The sequence below is a fragment of the Bowmanella denitrificans genome, from assembly GCF_002887595.1.
In the GTDB taxonomy this organism is placed as follows: domain Bacteria; phylum Pseudomonadota; class Gammaproteobacteria; order Enterobacterales; family Alteromonadaceae; genus Bowmanella; species Bowmanella denitrificans.
Genome location: NZ_PEBU01000002.1, coordinates 120,241 through 138,270, shown reverse-complemented (window position 1 = coordinate 138,270; position 18,030 = coordinate 120,241). Strand labels below are relative to the sequence as shown.

At 40.0% G+C, this 18,030-nt stretch carries 15 protein-coding genes; 5 read left to right on the top strand and 10 right to left on the bottom strand.

Going from position 1 to position 18,030, the window contains the following annotated elements:
• Window positions 1–113: 113 nt before the first annotated feature.
• The 4 genes from CSR04_RS04150 to CSR04_RS04135 all read left to right on the top strand — a co-directional run bounded on the left by CSR04_RS04150 (window position 114) and on the right by CSR04_RS04135 (window position 6,864).
• Complete coding sequence (locus CSR04_RS04150; RefSeq protein ID WP_102794998.1) at window positions 114–2,948, top strand: M16 family metallopeptidase; 2,835 nt, start codon at window positions 114–116, stop codon at window positions 2,946–2,948.
• Between the two features lie 309 nt (window positions 2,949–3,257).
• A complete protein-coding gene (locus CSR04_RS04145; RefSeq protein WP_102794997.1) occupies window positions 3,258–3,950 on the top strand; it encodes a response regulator in 693 nt (230 codons plus the stop codon).
• Window positions 3,951–3,988: 38 nt separating this feature from the next.
• Window positions 3,989–5,278: an ATP-binding protein gene (locus CSR04_RS04140; RefSeq protein WP_102794996.1), complete on the top strand. Its 1,290-nt coding sequence runs from the start codon at window positions 3,989–3,991 to the stop codon at window positions 5,276–5,278.
• A 122-nt stretch (window positions 5,279–5,400) separates the two neighbouring features.
• Window positions 5,401–6,864, top strand: a complete 1,464-nt coding sequence (locus tag CSR04_RS04135; RefSeq protein ID WP_102794995.1) for a S41 family peptidase — start codon at window positions 5,401–5,403, stop codon at window positions 6,862–6,864.
• 130 nt (window positions 6,865–6,994) lie between these two features.
• Here CSR04_RS04135 and CSR04_RS04130 read toward each other — a convergent pair whose 3' ends face one another.
• The 9 genes from CSR04_RS04130 to CSR04_RS04090 all read right to left on the bottom strand — a co-directional run bounded on the left by CSR04_RS04130 (window position 6,995) and on the right by CSR04_RS04090 (window position 16,035).
• Window positions 6,995–7,477, bottom strand: a complete 483-nt coding sequence (locus tag CSR04_RS04130) for a hypothetical protein (protein ID WP_102794994.1) — start codon at window positions 7,475–7,477, stop codon at window positions 6,995–6,997.
• 70 nt (window positions 7,478–7,547) lie between these two features.
• Complete coding sequence (locus CSR04_RS04125; RefSeq protein ID WP_245921348.1) at window positions 7,548–7,967, bottom strand: GNAT family N-acetyltransferase; 420 nt, start codon at window positions 7,965–7,967, stop codon at window positions 7,548–7,550.
• A 105-nt stretch (window positions 7,968–8,072) separates the two neighbouring features.
• The gene (locus CSR04_RS04120) at window positions 8,073–10,406 is read right to left on the bottom strand and encodes a DUF5011 domain-containing protein (protein ID WP_102794992.1); all 2,334 of its coding nucleotides are present in this window, start codon (window positions 10,404–10,406) and stop codon (window positions 8,073–8,075) included.
• A gap of 75 nt (window positions 10,407–10,481) precedes the next feature.
• Complete coding sequence (locus CSR04_RS04115; RefSeq protein WP_102794991.1) at window positions 10,482–10,916, bottom strand: hypothetical protein; 435 nt, start codon at window positions 10,914–10,916, stop codon at window positions 10,482–10,484.
• Between the two features lie 77 nt (window positions 10,917–10,993).
• Window positions 10,994–11,572 carry a DUF6151 family protein gene (locus tag CSR04_RS24680; protein WP_146027096.1) on the bottom strand — a complete coding sequence of 193 codons (579 nt, stop codon included), beginning with the start codon at window positions 11,570–11,572 and terminating at the stop codon, window positions 10,994–10,996.
• A 94-nt stretch (window positions 11,573–11,666) separates the two neighbouring features.
• The gene (locus CSR04_RS04105; protein WP_102794989.1) at window positions 11,667–13,100 is read right to left on the bottom strand and encodes a S41 family peptidase; all 1,434 of its coding nucleotides are present in this window, start codon (window positions 13,098–13,100) and stop codon (window positions 11,667–11,669) included.
• Window positions 13,101–13,218: 118 nt separating this feature from the next.
• The gene (locus CSR04_RS04100) at window positions 13,219–13,707 is read right to left on the bottom strand and encodes a DUF6653 family protein (RefSeq protein ID WP_102794988.1); all 489 of its coding nucleotides are present in this window, start codon (window positions 13,705–13,707) and stop codon (window positions 13,219–13,221) included.
• 50 nt (window positions 13,708–13,757) lie between these two features.
• On the bottom strand, window positions 13,758–15,317 hold the full coding sequence (locus CSR04_RS04095) for an ATP-binding protein (protein ID WP_102794987.1): 1,560 nt from the start codon (window positions 15,315–15,317) through the stop codon (window positions 13,758–13,760).
• Window positions 15,310–16,035, bottom strand: a complete 726-nt coding sequence (locus CSR04_RS04090; RefSeq protein WP_102794986.1) for a response regulator transcription factor — start codon at window positions 16,033–16,035, stop codon at window positions 15,310–15,312. The genes CSR04_RS04095 and CSR04_RS04090 overlap by 8 nt, the downstream gene beginning before the upstream one ends.
• Before the next feature lie 608 nt (window positions 16,036–16,643).
• Here CSR04_RS04090 and CSR04_RS04080 point away from each other — a divergent pair.
• Window positions 16,644–17,039: a hypothetical protein gene (locus CSR04_RS04080; RefSeq protein ID WP_102794984.1), complete on the top strand. Its 396-nt coding sequence runs from the start codon at window positions 16,644–16,646 to the stop codon at window positions 17,037–17,039.
• 86 nt (window positions 17,040–17,125) lie between these two features.
• Here the strand turns inward: CSR04_RS04080 and CSR04_RS04075 are convergent, their stop codons facing one another.
• Window positions 17,126–17,689, bottom strand: a complete 564-nt coding sequence (locus CSR04_RS04075; protein WP_102794983.1) for a hypothetical protein — start codon at window positions 17,687–17,689, stop codon at window positions 17,126–17,128.
• Between the last annotated feature and the right edge of the window lie 341 nt (window positions 17,690–18,030).

Below are 18,030 nucleotides of genomic sequence, written 5' to 3'. Positions count from 1 at the left end.
ATAGTTCCATTGGCCACATGCCGACATTCAACCCGGTACAGTTGGAATTTGCACTGGCGGCAGCATGCTTCGGACAGCAACGGAAGCCGCATCACAAAATAGGAAAACAATAAGTGAAACTGAATAGACTCGTTATCGCCTTATCCATAGCAGGCCTTGCTGCCTGTAGCAGTACCCCAACCGGCCAGCCGGTTGGCAGCCAGTTGGTAGAACAGGTCAGTGCCGCTGGCAACGAACTGGTTATCCCCTATAAGAAATTTCAACTGGCTAATGGCCTGACCCTGATAGTACATGAGGATCATTCCGACCCGCTGGTGCACGTGGATGTGACCTACCATGTGGGTTCGGCTCGCGAAGAGCTGGGCAAATCCGGTTTTGCTCACTTCTTCGAGCATATGATGTTCCAGGGCTCAGAACATGTGGGTGACGACGAGCATTTTAAAATAGTCACCGAAGCCGGTGGCACCATGAACGGTACCACCAATTCCGACCGGACCAATTATTTCCAGACCGTGCCGGTAAACCAGCTTGAAACCATGTTGTGGCTGGAAGCCGACAGAATGGGCTTTTTGCTAAATGCAGTGACCCAGGAAAAGTTTGAAATTCAGCGTGAAACCGTCAAAAACGAACGTGGACAACGCATTGACAACCAACCTTATGGCCGTTTGGGCGAACGGGTTGCGCAGGCTTTGTACCCAGAAGGTCATCCCTACTCCTGGCCGGTGATTGGCTGGATGGACGATTTAAACCGGGTCAATGTCAACGATCTGAAAGCCTTCTTCCTGCGCTGGTATGGGCCGAACAATGCCACCCTGACCATAGGTGGTGACGTAAAAGCTGAAGAAGTGCTGGCCCTGGTCGAGAAATATTTCGGTTCCATCCCAAGAGGGCCGGAAGTGCAGCCTATGGCCAAGCCTACCGTGAGCCTGGACAAAACCCGCTACATTTCCATGGAAGATAACGTGCACCTGCCACTGGTGTATATTGCCTACCCCACCGTGCATCTGTTCCATGCAGATGAAGCCCCCCTTGATGTGCTGATGCAAATTATCGGCTCTGGCAACAATTCACTGCTATATCAGAATCTGGTGAAAAATCAGCTTGCCGTGCAAGCGGCGGCCAGCCATGGCTGTTCAGAGCTGGCCTGTCAGTTCGCCCTGTATGCGCTGCCACATCCTGCATCCGGCAAAACTCTGGCAGATATGGAAGCGGTGATCAGAAACAGCCTGGCTGAGTTTGAACAACGCGGCGTCACCGACGATGATCTGGCCAAGATCAAAGCAGAAATGCTGTCCGATGCCATTTTTGGTTTGCAATCAGTGCATGGCAAGGTTGCACAACTGGCCAACTATCAAACCCTGTTAGATAACCCTAACTATATTAACGAGCAAGTGGCGCGTTACCGTCGTGTCAGCAAAGAAGATGTGATGCGGGTGTATGAAAAATACATCAAGGGTAAAGCCTCTGTGGTGATGAGTGTGGTACCCAAAGGCCAAACACAGCTTGTCGCTGCTGCTGATAACTTCAGCTTGCCAGCACCGGTAGAAATGGGCCCCTCCACCACTACGGCAGACGACTTACACTTGCGTGTCGCCAAGGACAACTTTGACCGCTCCGTACGCCCAACCCCTGGCGCCAATCCGGCGGTGGATGTTCCCCAGTATTGGCAGGAAAACTGGGCCAATGGTATTGAAGTACTGGGCACACATAATGATGAAACGCCGACCACGTCCCTGCTGCTGAAGATTCGCGGTGGCAATTATCAGCAAAACCTGGATAAAGCCGGGGTGACCAGTATTCTGGCCGCGATGCTCACCGAGTCCACTAAGAGCCGCAGCAGCGAACAGATGGCGCGTGAGCTGGAAAAACTCGGCAGTAGCATTCGCGTTTCAGCGAAAGATGACACCATGAACGTGTTTGTTAACAGCCTGAGTGAAAACCTGCCCGCCACCCTGACCTTGCTGGAAGAATACCTGTTTGAACCGGCATTCTCGCAGGACGACTTTGCTCGCATTCAGAAGCAGAGCATTGAAGGGGTAAAAAACGCACAAAAAGATGCCGGCTATCTGGCCAGCAAAGCCACCCGTGCACTGATGTATGGACATAGCGTTGCCGGGCTGCCTGACGGTGGCACCGAGCAAACCCTTGCCAATGTTACCCTTGATGATGTTAAGGCCTTCTACCACACCTGGTTTAAACCACAAGGTGGCGAGATGATCCTGGTATCCAGTCTGGATAAAGCCAAAGTGTTTGCCGCCATGCCTAAACTAACCGCCTGGCAAGGCAGCGCCCCTGACGTTGCGCCTAGTATCGGCAAAGCGCAGTTTGAACCTGGTGTTATCTACCTGGTAAACAAGGACGAAGCTGCCCAATCTGCCATTCGGGTGGCTAAACCGGGTTTAGTGCAGGACATTACTGGCGAGTTTTATCGTACCAACCTGATGAATTTCCCACTGGGCGGGGCATTTAACAGCAGAATCAATATGAATCTGCGTGAAGACAAGGGCTACACCTACGGCGCCTGGACCGGTTTCTGGGGAGATAAATACTCTGGCACTTTCTCAGCCTCTGCCGACGTCAGGGCCGATGCCACCAAAGCATCACTGGAAGAGATCTATAAAGAGATTGGACAGTATGCCCAAGGCGGTATTCGCAGTGATGAGCTGAGCTTTATGCGCCTGGCGATTAACCAGAAAGATGCTCTGAAGTACGAAACGCCGTCAGCCAAGCTGGGTTTCTTAGCGCAGATTCTGGAATTCGACCTTAAGCCCAGCTTTGTTAAGGAGCGGGCTGGTATCGTCAGCAGCATCAGTCAGGCAGAGATAAACGCGCTGGCCGCCAAACACCTTAAGCTGGATGAAATGCTGACCGTGGTGGTAGGTGACGCCAAGACACTGAAACCAGAACTGGAAAAACTGGGTAAGAAAGTAGTGGAATACAAGCTGTAGAGCTTAAACACTGAAATAAACAAGCGGCCTAAAGCCGCTTGTTTTTCATCACTTGAGCATCCACACCATTGCCCCTTTAATACGCCACTAAAAAAAGTTTAGTTGCCTCAAAACAGCAACTTATAACTGACACAAGACTCGAATCCACCGTATACCGCAGAGACCCTTCCAACTAATCACTAACGACAACATGGAGACAATGCTCTTTTTGATATGACAAAAAGAGACAATAAGCCCATAGCCCTAACAAGGCAATTCATGCATAGTTTGTCTTTTTTGATCAAAAGCTGAAAAGTGACGGACGCTGTAATGCAACAAAAACACAACTTAATGATTGTGGAAGATTCGCCAAAGCTAAACGCGATGTTAACAGAATACTTCAAGCAACAATCATTTGAGGTCACGTCAGTAAGCAATGGCGAGGAAGCCTGCAAAAAAATTATTGCTCTAAAGCCTGACATTGTTTTACTAGACTTAATGCTACCAGGTGAAGATGGATTAAGCGTTTGTAGAAAAGTGAGACATAGGTATAGCGGAAAAATTATGATTTTAACCGCAAGCGATGATGATTTTGACCACGTATCCGCATTAGAAATCGGTGCTGATGACTTTATAACCAAGCCTATCAAACCAAGAGTTCTTCTCGCCCGGATACGCAACATGCTGCGCCATCACGCGAAGTCCCCTACACAGCGAGAAGCTCACATACTAGATTCTGGTCAACTGCATCTCAATTCTTCACGCCAATCGTGCCACTTTGCAGGTGAAGAAATTATATTGACCCAAAGTGAATTTAAGCTGTTGTGGTTATTAGCGTCGAATCCAGACGAGATATTATCCCGAGATAGACTCGTGCTCGAACTAAAAGGTATTGAATATGATGGCTTGGACCGTTCAATAGACAATAAAGTCATGTCATTACGGAAGAAACTACATGAAAGAATGGAGCAAAGGAGAATTCTGACCATCAGAGGTCAAGGATATGTATTTTCGCCCAACTAAATGCAAATAAAAATTCACTTAAAGTAGATAAATAGCTCATGATCAGACTTTATTTAGAATCTCTTCTTGCATTAGTCTTCTTATTTTCGCTTACCGTAGCCACTTATATTTTCTATGAGAACATATTAAGCTTCGACTATGACTCTATACTAGAACATGACCGGGTTATTGCCAATTACAAAATTTTGTCATTACTCAAAGAGCGAACTAATGAAGAAGAGTTTGAAAGTGCGCTGCAACAATATGCTATAAACTCTCATAACATCCTTTTGAAGTATCCTTCAGAAGACATACTACCTAATGAGGTTAGAAGTTATTTTAAAGCGGAAGACGTTCAATTTAACCATTATAAAAAAGAAGGAATTTTTTGGTTCAGATTTCCTCACACATCCGGCTTCTACAGCTTAAAAGAAAATACCGATTCAGAAGTTTTACAAGCGATAGATAAGAATGACAACATAGGCTACGTCATGATATTTCTTTGTTTTTGCACCCACTGTTTTGTTCTGGTTTGGTTATTGAATCGCCGTGTCAGACGACTTGAAGAAGTCACGAGATCATTTGCAGACGGGGATTTTCAACAACGTGCACTACTAGATAGTAGAAATAAACTAGGCTCACTTAATCTAAGCTTTAATTCAATGGCCGAAAAAATTACACATCTAATGGCCGCTAATAAGTCTCTAACCTACACAATAGCCCATGAGTTACGGTCCCCTATATTTCATATACAGTGGCAAGCTGAACTGCTGGCAGAAGAAGAGCTAAAGACCGAAACATCAAGTAGAGTAATTGCAATTATCGAAGAAACTGAAGCAATGGAAAGCTTAGTTAACGAACTGCTGAATTATGCGAAAACAGAACAGCCCGGCTTCAGGCTTAGCCCTGTGAGAATTGACTTAAATAAGTGGATGACTAAGCTGCTTCAAAATTGGAGAAAAAAAACATCGGTGAGAATAGAATTAGACTTTCAATTAAAGCGAAAAGTAGAAGTAGATGAACATTTGTTTCAGCGCATGATCAATAATTTGTTAGATAATGCTATCAAACATGCTCGAAGCAGAATAGTCATCTCTATTGAAAATGCAAGCAAGACTCATTGGCGCTGCTTAATTTCAGATGATGGGAAAGGGGTTGAGCCTGAGCACCGAGCCAACATATTCAAGCCTTTTTACACCGCCTCAACATCAACCAATAAAGGTATTGGCCTAGGATTAGCTATAGTAAACCAAATAGTCCAACTCCATCAAGGTAAGATCAATGAAGAGTCAGGCGAAACATTATCTGGAGCCGGATTTTTGTTCGAAATACCATACAATATTTCTTGAGCAGGTAAAGATTAAAGACAGCCTAACGAAAATTCTTAACAGAGCAATGAACATTTAATGACAGAGTCTGTTACATTCTGAGCTTATACTTTCCCAGAATAATTATTATAGCGAGGAAAGTAATGATACGAATAAATTTAATTAAGCACAGTGTGTTGGCATGTGGAATGATTTTCATGACTGCAGCTTGCCACAATGAAGCAGATAAACTTACTAACAATACTGATGATATTTCAAAGCTAGGTATATGGGAACATCGAGGTTATGGTGATATATATGTATTTTCAGATAATGGGGCAAAGAGATTACAACTAACTCAATATGCATGCGTACTTGCCGAGACATACTCTTTGGAGGAAGCCAACTTAGAATATTTAAACAGCGCTAATGTTTCGGATCAAGGTTTACGACTTTCCATTCAAACAGAAGGGTCACCTTTTGCAATGGAGTTGGAACGGTTGGAAGAGCTCCCCTATCTTTGTAGGGAAAATAAGCTTTTAACCTCTTCTAGTTCGCCTCTTGAAATATATGAATATTTCTGGTCAATCTTCCATGAATATTATGCTTTCTTTGAAGAAAGAAAAGTGGACTGGTATGAGGTGTATGCTGAAGCACAATCAGAATTAGATGATAACATAAGTGATGTGGCTCTATTTTCAGCACTGCAAACCTCTTTAAAGGACTTTAGTGATTATCATGTGTCACTTCAGTCTGAAGACTTAGAATTTTCTCCAGCTCCATCAAAGGGTGTAACTAAAATATTTGAGACCTTATTTGACTTGCAGACAGAACAAGAAGACTACAACGAGTTTTCAAAAAGCTTGTTTAGCCAAATATCCTCGATTCATCAAACTCGTTTAGATCCAGATAGCACGCACGTTATTAACGGTAACTTTGACTATCCACCATTTGGATTCGAGCGTGTAGTATGGGGAACTTTACAACAGGGAGATGTAGGTTATCTTAGAATAAACTTGATGGCATTAGACCTGGACCCAGATGACCCAGAAAACACGCAAAAATGGATTGAAAATGCTAAAAAGGTAATGAAAGATGTCATGAACAGCATATCTGAAACACAGTATCTTATTATTGATATGCGTTTCAACGGAGGTGGACTGGATGCTGTATCAATGGCAATAGCTAGCTGTTTTAACACCGTGAATCAAAGAGTAGTAGGGAAATATACAAAGACGATAGACGGAAATAGTCCGATACAATGGGCTGAACTTCCTGCATCGCCCAACTCACTTCCATATACAAAACCTGTTATCATACTCACAAGCGGTAGCACCGTTAGTGCCGGAGAAATGTTCCTGGTAATGATGAAAGCATTACCTCATGTACAAATTATGGGGGAAGCTAGTTTTGGCGCCCTTTCAGATGTATTAGATAAAACATTACCAAATGGTTGGGTTGTAGGTCTATCAAACGAAGTTTACGTAGATACTCAGCTAAAAACATTTGAAACTTTAGGAATAACTCCAGATATTCCAATGATACCATTAGATATTCAAGGGATAGAAGAAGGAAGGGATACTGTTCTGGAAGATGCAATTGAATCATTTCAGAATAATAAAGACTAAAAAGCCTACAAAATAGTAGAAAATGCGATATAGTGTCGAGAGTCTATGTTTTAGCAATATCGCATAATCTCTATACAAAATATTGATTCAATTAATTACTTAGACCTAATCTGGCGCTGACACAACAAAATTAGTAACCGTCAGATTTGGTCTGAGCCATTTCATTTTGGTCATGAATAGCTTGAAGATTATTTAGAATGTTTAAAATTTTTTTGTCATTCTCTGCAAAAGCTTTTTCCCCATTCTTCTCATGAAGTTCTAACTGATTCTCCCAATGTAAGATAAAGTCTTTCTTCTCAGTCGCTAGATTTCTATTCCCTCTAAAGCCTACCCCAAGCTCAGGTTGAAATGATAATAAAGCGTGCTCTCTGAACGAAATGTGATCACTATTAAATAGCTTCTGACTCATAATAGACATCTCTTGTGGGGACATACTTCTGACATCATAGTCTCTCGCCAGCTCTCGAAGTGATGTGGACTGCTCCAATTGTACCGAATCTGATGAGGATTCTTTCGATAAAGTAATCTCTAAATGCCTCTCAGTAGAATAGTTATCTTTAACACTATCCTTCATCGGTAACATTCTATCAACTCCATCAATAATGTTTATCATAATAATACCCAGCCTCAATATTAATCTAACAAGTTCTATTATCTATATTTTCACCAAATTTAAAAAAACTCTATAGGTCAATAGCATATCTAAATGACGATTTCTTGAAACCGAAAGATTCATAAAACTTATGAGTCTTCTTTCTCGCCAAACTTGTCGTAACTTCCAACTTATGGCAATCATTATCTCTGGCGCGTTCGCATGCTAAATCCATTACTTTCCGCCCTATACCTTTCCCCCTGAATGATTCTTCAATAACTACCGAAGTGATACGACAAATTTTTCTTTGTAGAGGAAAATAATCATAGTAGACAAGGGATATTAACCCCACCACCTGTGAATCAAAAATTATCACTAAAACCTCAGAGTTACTGTTCTGAAGTTCAAGGAATTTAATAATATCTTCTTCAACACTACTATAGCCAAGTTGGAGCAGTAACCTCTGAACAGAACTATTGTGTTTTTTGCTTGCTACTTCAAAACTATACATACACATTATTCAAAAAATGGATTAATCATATTAATTACAATCAAAATACTACTTATAGACAAGTTAGAAATGCCGGTAAACCGACATTTCCAATTGGACCAAGAGTTAACGGCAATTCGTGCTGTTTGAAATGCAGAATCCTGTCCGTATGTAACTATTAATAGCTCTTGCGGTTAGTGATACATCCCAACTAAATTTTGATTGTTGCTTCAGTTTATTAATAAAACTATCTAAGTCCCTATCGTAGCCAAGCAAATCCAGATAAGTACCAATTGATCGCTCTGGATCAATATAGCTTCTTTTTTCTAACAGCGAAGTTGTATCCCCAGAATAATTTCTGTATTCATCTATATTGAGAAAATGCCTTCCTTGTCCAGAAAACCAAGCATCCTGATTGCTTTTCGAATAAAAATAGTTATCAGAGAATCCCTCTTTTTGTGAAAGACTGAAATCTAACAGTCGCCCACTGCGAAAAATATTTGCATCGACACTAGATTGAATCTCATTATGATAAAAATCAATTCCGTGCTGAATATCGTAATCCTTAAATTGTACTAATGAGTTTGTACTTAACACATCATAAATAATATTTTCGCTGTACTGGACATTTACTGTATGCCCTATCGATTGAATAGCATAGTTATTCTTATTTTCTGGTGAACCCCAGCTTTTGAAAACATTTCCTCTAACCAAGCCACTTTGCCAGTCAGATACACCAAGTCCCCAACCCAATTCTCTACCAGTTGGTTTGGTCCGACCAAGATGCATCATGACATTATTAATTACATAAATATCCCTCCAGCGGGCACCATCATTCTGATCTTTATTGCCCCCAAGGCTAATACCAACTTCTCCTTCGATATACAAATTATTATCCAGCAAAATATTCCAAGCTTTTATTGTGTTTGCACCCTCGCCATCAGTCGAGTTAGATGTAAATTTATTACCAATACTAGATGCTCTTAGAAATATATTATTTCTAAATATGGTATTTTTTGTTTCAGTAAAGTAGGTATTGTGATTAAACATGGTGGCCTTTCCTTGTTCCTTTTTGGAATCATTACCTTGTTTAAACCAGCCATTATGATCAAAAATATTCTCTTCCAATAGCATTGATACTTCGGCCGAATAAAGGCCTTGAGAATGGGCAATTGTGGAATAATTATTATTAATAATATTTCTCCTTACAATCACATCCGGTATGAGCTTCTTTCTACCATCTTCATCAAAACTATGGGACTGAATGCTATTATTACCGAACCACTCAAACCAACAGTCTTCAATCAGAAGCCCACCATAATCATTATAGAGAGTTGCATCTATTCCCTTATCATTATTTACTTGATCGAAGCCAATAAAATCTGGTGAATAAGGGTCTCGCTTTGACGCATAAAAATGAAGACCAACAACCGCTAAATAACCGCTCTTATTTAGAAACACCCCTGAATTCAGAATTAATGGACGAGTTGGACTGTCACCATAGCTAGCCAGCACAGCTCTCTCAGATGCCGAACGCCCATACACTTCTAGTTTTACGCTGGGGTTCTCCCAGCTGTCACCTCGCTTGAGGAGTACATAATCGGGATAGCCTTTACGCATTTTAGCTAATGCAGATTTAATAGACGCATATGGCTTCACTTCCCCTATCGGGGCATATGGGTTGTCACCAATTACAGCGGCATGCTCACTTTTTGTCAGATCATAAACTATTGCAGTATCATCATTGCCGTCAGTGCTGGAAACATATATGACGTGTGAATCTTCGGAGGGGCGCAGTACTGACCAGCCATTTTCATCCTGCTCCGGTAGCGTATAGGTATCTTCCCATGCTACGCTAAAATTATCACTACGAACCTCAACAACATTAACATTTCGTATTGAATTTGTAGTAAGACCCTGCATATCCGTAACAGAATAGTGGATCTCGTAGTTACCCGCTCTGGATGTATCTACGTTAGAAAAGACATGTATATACTCTGACAAATTGCCGTCTTCGGAATCAAAGGCCGTAGCGCCCTGGTCAACAAATGTATCGCCAACATACAATTGTATAGTGTTCGCACCATTCAGTATGACCACTGGAGCTTGGTTCTCTAGGACTTCTACAATACGAGTAATGCTGCTGGTTGCTCCAGCGCTGTCAGTTGCAGAGTACACAATCTCGTAACGCCCAGCGACTAGGCTATCAATACTAGCTGAAGTGATAATATCATCCGTTAATTCTCCGTCTTCCAAATCTCGAGCAATAGCCCCTGGATCATCGAAGACTTTACCGTATTGCAAGACAACTAACTTTTCGCCCAATAATGCAATTTGAGGATTATTGTTATTGTAACGCATATCTTCTTCAGGATAACTATCACAAGTAGCAGCAATTGCCGTCTTGAATACAGCTAGAAGAAGATAAGCAATCAGTAGCAAGGTGAATTTAAACTTCATTATTCATTCCCTAAATTACTAAGTAGTCAAACAGACATAATTTTTAAAAATCAACTCAATAAAAATATCAATTTATCAACAACTAGAATTTGCTGCGTTCATTAACTTCAATGCCGAACTAAGCATCTCAAACGATACTCCATCACAGCGAAGTTCAGCAGCTTTAAGACCATTTTCAGCCTTGTCTATAAAATTTACTTTTTGACCGTCGGATAACATGGCTACCGAATTCTTGTTTGAAGCGGGCATTTTAAGTGTCATTGCCATAAAAGGAAAACTTTGATCCAATGTCATCTCTCCACTTTTTATTTTCCCATTCATCCAGTTAAACAATTCAAGCCGAGTAGAGTTTGTAAAGTCTATACTGTTAGAATTCGGTTCTGAAAACTCTTCACCTGTATATTTTTGCATTAATTTCGAAAAAGACTTATTGTTATCAGTAGCTTCTAATAAGTTATCTACATCCGAATGCGGCTGGCTAGTAACAAACTTAACACCATCTAATTCCATCTCACTCTCCTTTCATATTATAGATCCACTCAATGCAGCTAAATCCTTAACTAAAATATATGTCCATCAATATTCAGCTACGTATTTTTTAACAAATATAAAAGTTCTGAACTCACGATCAATGGTTCTGAAATTGGCTTGCCGTCAGCATAAAAAAATGGCGATACTCTGTCTTTTCCACTTATCACATAAACCAGCATCCTAGCCATTTTACCTAACCAGTTTACAAAACTATCTTGTTCACGTAGTTTCATTTCTTGGTTAACCGATTTTCTTCCTATTATTGAAGTAAAGAATCTAAAATCTTTTTCAATAAATCCCGTTTCAGGGAAGAAATTAATGAGACTTAACATTGAAAAAATCGAGTTATCTCGAGTATTACCAATAGGGGTATAACAGCAGTCACAAAACCATCTAATAAGCCCACCATCACTAAATCTCAAAGCTCTTACCCTATTCTTTCCCTTTAAGATATTAAATCGATTTTGAGGAATTTCAATTAAATGTATTCCACCACCATCAATCAGAATAGACTCATCGCAATATTTGGCAAACGCACGACAATCAGAACAACAACAAATAATACCTCTACTAGTGTATCCGCCTAGAACAATAGCTTGAAAACATCCACAACGACATTTAAATCTATGCGTCATAACCCACCCAAAAACATATTAGAAAATAAATTAATAGTAGTTTTTCAATGTAGATAACACCGCCGCCTTTTTTATTTAGGCTAAGAATCATACTTTAATTATTCTCAAGAAAAGAAAACGCAGCATCCAGACCACTATCCCTACCAAGCTTCCTATCCTCCATTGAAGCGAATGATACTTCTATGTCAACTGGAATTCCCTCTTGCTCAAACAGCTGCCTCTCACTAGATAGCTGCTTCATATTAGATATTCCAACTTTGAATCCATTCGCCAAAGATTTAGGAAGACTACCTGAAAGCATTCCCTGAGTTCGCTCACCGATTAATGTGACATGCTCTAGTGAACTTAGCATTAAAACCGCCAACTCAGCGGCAGACGAAGTAGAATTACTTGTTAACACTGCTACGGGCCTCACAAAATTTGAAACCTTTGGACTTAGTTCAATATTTACTTCGGGTGTAAAACCTTCTGCAAACTTAGCACTCTTTATATATCCCGTTGTATCTTTTTCGACAAAATACTCAACTAAAGCTTTTGCTAAGTAGGCATAACCACCACCATTAAATCTGAGGTCAATGACTATTCCATCGGTGTCAGAAAAGTCTTCTAATACCTTAGACATGCTCTCATGCATAATTCTAAATGTTTCAGCATGACCATCGCTGCCTGTTGTGAAATCATTAAAGCTAGCAACATGCAGGTACCCTATATTATTATGCTTTCCCCAGATAATATTATTATTGGCGGCATAAGACAGTTGTGAGTAGTTCAAATATCCAATAATAGATTTTTGGATTAAGCTTTCATTATCTTCAATATACTCATTTAGCTTTTGATTATCTTCTTTTGTAAGAGGCGGGCTCAGACTGTGCTGCTGAAGAAACTCCGATGTCAAACGGTCTATCAAGACTGGTTTGTCTGCACGACGATATCTGGCAAGTTTGTCACCGTCAAGAATGTACACATGTCCATTCTGCAAATAACTAATGGCCTCACTCATAGCAGAAAATATTTCATCTCGAGTACTTACTGATGATATTTTACTTCTCGCTGCTTGGGCGACTGTTGTCCAATCAACGTTTGCAGATTCAAAGCTAAAGTAATATTCTTCAAATATTTGTAAAAATAGTTCTAGGTTCTCTTCCGGATCTAGCGAATTGCCATCTGACGTCAAGTCAATTAAACCGTTTAAGCAACTTTCTGGTAATACATTCACAGAGGCATAATGTATTCCATAATCATCCTCATTTTCCGGTATTCCTGGGTAAGTAGGAACAAACAGGCCATCAGTTTCTTGCTTGTATCGCAAGTTAAACTCAGTTTTAGTCAACTCTTCGACGTCTGTTTTCAAACAGAAATCATCAGTAAACTCATAGGAAAAGACAGTATTAGAAATAACTTGTAAGGCTGAACCATGCGATTCCGATACCCAATATCCTTGATCGCTATCGTCAAGCCGGTTGTCGCCACAGCCTAACAATATATATGGTAGCAATATTGCTAGAATTTTCTGCCGAATGGATTGCATAATACGATAAACCTCATCAATTCACTTCGTATGAAGTTTATCTATCTAAGTCAAATTGTAGTATCAATTTATCGTGACGAATTTTGACCAATTGTGACAGTGTGGGACTTCACAAATCTTAACCTCTGTCGGAATTAACATCATTAAACAACCAAACCATACGGTCTAAAAACCAACTTTTGGCAAGATATGTTATCAAAATTCCTAACATGCATATTGGCGCATCAAATTTATATACGCCCCAAAAGCATGCCATTACACCAGCACTTGAAATGGCATTAAGCACCATAAATATTGGTGAGTTGTGATGTTCTGGCAATTTATAGATATCTCTATTGATATATATCCGTTCTCCTAGTACAGACTTTGACGCCCAACTAGAATAATTTTTTGGTTTACTAAATAAAATAGGATTAAAAAATGTCCAAGCCAATGCAATAACTATCAACGCCCCACACATCCAGACATTCCACTCCCTCAAAAATCCAGCAAAAGCAAAAATTGGTAAAACTGAATAACGGGTCCAAACGCTTAAAGGGTTAGCATGCCTTTCCCATCCATCATCATCCAGCATGAATATCTTCGCTAACTTACGCTCCAAAGTCATATTTAAAATTCCTAATTAAGATACATACAGACTAGCCAATTAAAACTAGCTTATATCGGCCAACGAAATGAGATCTTAGCCCCTCCAATCTTTGACGGTCCCGCTTTCACTTCTCCTGAATGCCATTGGGCAATGCACCTGACAATTGTCAAACCACAACCGTGACCACTCGAAACATCTTGCCTATTATTATCAAGTTGTTCAAAAGGCAAAAACACCCTTTCAACATCGTCTTCAGCAATACCAACTCCGTCATCACTAACATCTATAATGTATTCAGATAACACTTTATCGTAGAAGACTTCCACCAACACAAATGATTTTGAAAATTTACATGCATTGACTAAGATATTAGAAAGAGCTCGCCTTATTGCAACATCATCAAAAAAAGCTCTTTCTTTTCCATCTTCAATTTTAAAAATTAAATCATAGTTGATATTTTCATACAGCTGAAAAACTTTTTTACATTCGTCTTTAGTTAGTTTTATTAGATCATGATACGCAAAGGACTTGTCTTTTTTATCGCTACTATATTTAGATAGCGCCAATGTTTGATCAATTAAACCATCCAAATCTTCAATGCTACTGGATATAGAGTCAAAGTATTTTTTATTTTCATCATATGAAATGGATTTTTTTAAAATTTCAATTGCAAACTTCAAGCGATATATCGGAGTTCTGAGATCGTGAGCTATTGCATTAGTCAGTGTATGTTGACGCTTAACTAGCTGCTCTGTTCTTTCAGCCATCCCATTAAATGCTTCACTGAGTCTAGTAACTATCGATATTTTTGAGACTGAGGCACGAACAGTAAAATCTCCTTTTCCAAACCCGGATGTTGCAACAGCCAAACTCTCTAAGTCACGCCAGAGAGGGTACACCCAGAAAAATAGACAAGCCGATATTATGAGAACAAAGATAAATATAAGGAATAGAACCACCGATGGCTCAACAGAAGATAGAGGGACAACATCACAGGCAAGTAAATAGCTACTGTCGCCGATTGATATATAGAAAACTATTTCATTGTCATTTTCTCGCCAGAAAAATGAATATTTAAGCATTTCTTTTTTTTCATTATTACTCATATTAATTGACTCGATCTCTTCAAGTCTCATATTATATGGGAAATCCTTAGATAGCTCATCAATCAATTTAGGCCACATTTTCATCTCTGCATCCCTGAATTCCCTTTGGAGCAGGTACACTGTCCCCATTGCGCCTCTTCGTATCTTCTCTGATGCGGAAAAATCGACATAGACCTTAACAGCCCATTGACTTTCTTTTACTCTCTTAACTAAATACTCAGGTTCTGAATTGAAAAACTGAATTTCGCTCCCATTAGTATATTCATCAAGTCCAATGTCGACTAACTCTATGTCAAATCCAAAATTTTTGGAAATAGTCTCGACTTCATTTTTCCAATACGCGAGAGGCTTCCTCTTGAGTCTTGATTCAATCAAATGAAAGGTACCCTTGTATATTTCAATATAACGAGTACCTTCCACGTGTTCATTAAAATTAACTATTGGATTAAAGTGACTAGGATAAAGCAAGAAAAATAATGGAGTAAAAACTAGAAACCATAATCCTATTAGTGATTTATACATTATCTTCTCTCTCAGTATAAATACATAATTGATAGCCAACGCCTCTTACGGTTTTTATTAGTTCGGTTCCTTTATATACTTTAAGCCGATTCCTTAATCTTGAAACTCTGCGATCGATAGCTCTATCCAGACCATCATATTCAAAACCTCTAATCTTCTTTACTATCTCTTCTCGACAGACGACCTTTCCTACCGACCTTGCGAGTAGTACTAATAATTCAAACTCTGCACTTGTCATCTCGATTTGCACGTTATCAATTTCAACTGTCCGCCTATTCATACATATTTTAAGTGGCCCACAAGTTAATGAATCTTTACTCTTTTCGGATATATTTCTAGTTGATCTTCTTAATAACGCATTTATTCGACTAAGCAGTAGCTGAGGTTTAACTTTCTTAATAATGTAGTCATCTGCACCAATTTCTAGTCCAGTCATTTGATCTGCGTCATCGTCTAAAGCAGTTTGTATCAATATATAGCCATCATAGTTTTTCCGTACCATTCTGCACACATCCATGCCATTGATACCTGGAAGCATTATATCCAGTATGACTAAATCCGGCTTTATTTCCTGTATCACTCTAACTGCTTCATAACCGTTTGAAATGATGTCAACTTTAAAATTGTAACCTCTCAGGAACTCACTTATCAGGTTAGCCAATTCAGTATCATCCTCAACCAAAAGAATGGAGTTCTGGTTATTATTTTTGAAATTCATTTTTTCACTTCTTAAACAAGGATTGCCTGGTAGCCTTTTAAAAAATCCAATGTTAAATAAATTCAGCTATACTGGAACGACGATTTCACATACTCATGGGCAACTGATGCTCCGAATTAGCGCACCAAACAGTAAATTATAAATCATATTTTATGATATTTCTGTGACATTTTGTGTCAAACAGCATTATGTTTTTTTACAAAACCTGAGTAGATTTTTAGTGTCTTCTTTGTATTTTTCTTAACTATCAGGCATACCGATATACCTAACCTTAGTTTCGGATTACATGGTTAAGTTATATCATCTACCTTTAATTTAAGGAGAGTATAGATAGTTTGTTATGAATGAAGGTATAGCAATTACCTATCAAAACACATCAATTTTTTATGATAGGGATTTCCACGGCAAAAAATTTCCTCTGGGCGGTAATTTTTTTCCGTTTATTAACACGAAAAAATCGGCATTCTATAATGATTACTCTGAACCCCCTATTATTCAAGATGACTATCTACCAAGGATTCTGGCAGGAATATTGCATTGAAACACCAATATTTACTAGATAACTTGTCAACGTAAGCTTTGGCATGCCAATTACAGAGGAAAATCACATGAAAATTGATGATACATCTCCAAATACAGCTGTATATGTTTCAACATTTAGTACATTTCAGCTTCCCTCTGATTCCAACGATAATTTGGACTTTGTGAATATTGAAGCAAACAAGAATGAGTCTAAAAACAATCGGGCTACCTTAGACTTAATACAGATTAAAAAGGATATTAGCAACTCTCTAGATCTTGGCATTGCAGAGAAGCAGTCGTTATTATCCAAATTGGAGGAGCAGCTGATGGCCCAATATGTAAAATCGACCGCTGAAAAAGAAGAGCCGGTTCAACATAATCCCCGCACTATGACGTATACAGTAAATCAAATGAATGCAAGAGTTTATCAAGTAGAAGGAGAGCCCACTCGAACTAAGTCAGAAAAAAGCTTATTAGTATAGTTGAAATTCATCTGTATCAAAATTGCTTATTTTCTCGTTATAGTTATAAAACAAGCGGCCTAAAGCCGCTTGTTTTCTTTTTTACTTTACTGATTATCGGATTGATTCCCCATAGGTTGGTACATTTCCCGACCTTTGTCGTCTCTGGGATAACCAATGTCCCGATATTTTTCCCAGGCCTCTTCGGCACTGCCCGGCTCGCAGCGACCGACTCGTTCAAATCGGGCATTACCCCAGCCAATAGTGCGGCCAAAACGACTGTCTTCACGCCATTCTTTCCAATGGCCAGCCCCCATATTATTGCGGGAACGGGTCACGATTTCCCACTCCATACCGTCATGTCCTACATCCTGGGCATAATCACCGTGCATAAATATCTGATCGCCCTCCTGCGTTGCCAGCCCGTTCCAGTCTGGGAAGGTGTCAGACACCCACTGATATCGCTGCTGGGACCCGTAAGTTCCGGCATAATAAAAGCACAGGCCCTGGGTGGCCCATTGGTTGTGGGTGCCGCTTCCGTCATCATAAAAGGTAATGGTCCAGCGATTACCTTCTGCGACCAGGTCGGGTTTGAATGGGGGGGTGGCATGACTGGATACGGCACTGCAAAGCAGCGCACAACTGACAGCAGAAACTAAATACTTTTTCATAGGATTAACCTCCGTATTAATAAACTGAATGTCCCGACAGCATTGCATCCGGCAAAGAAGTCTCCGTGACAGAAAAAGGCAGGCTCCTTGATGATCTCGGGGCTGTAAACGTAGTTGAATTGCTCGGGGTTGCAAGCCAGGTGCCGTTTGAAATTGTTCAGTTGCTTTTACAGTTGCAGGTAAGTATCTGGCGAGGTGGGAATTCAGTCGTCTGTCTGCTCCAAAAATAATTTCAAAAAACGTCGGACTCACGTCCAACCCACTGTGAGGTGACCTTTAGTCCAACAACAATGAATGGTAAATCTCTGTCTACTTTGTTGGGGGCATGGTCAGTGGATTAA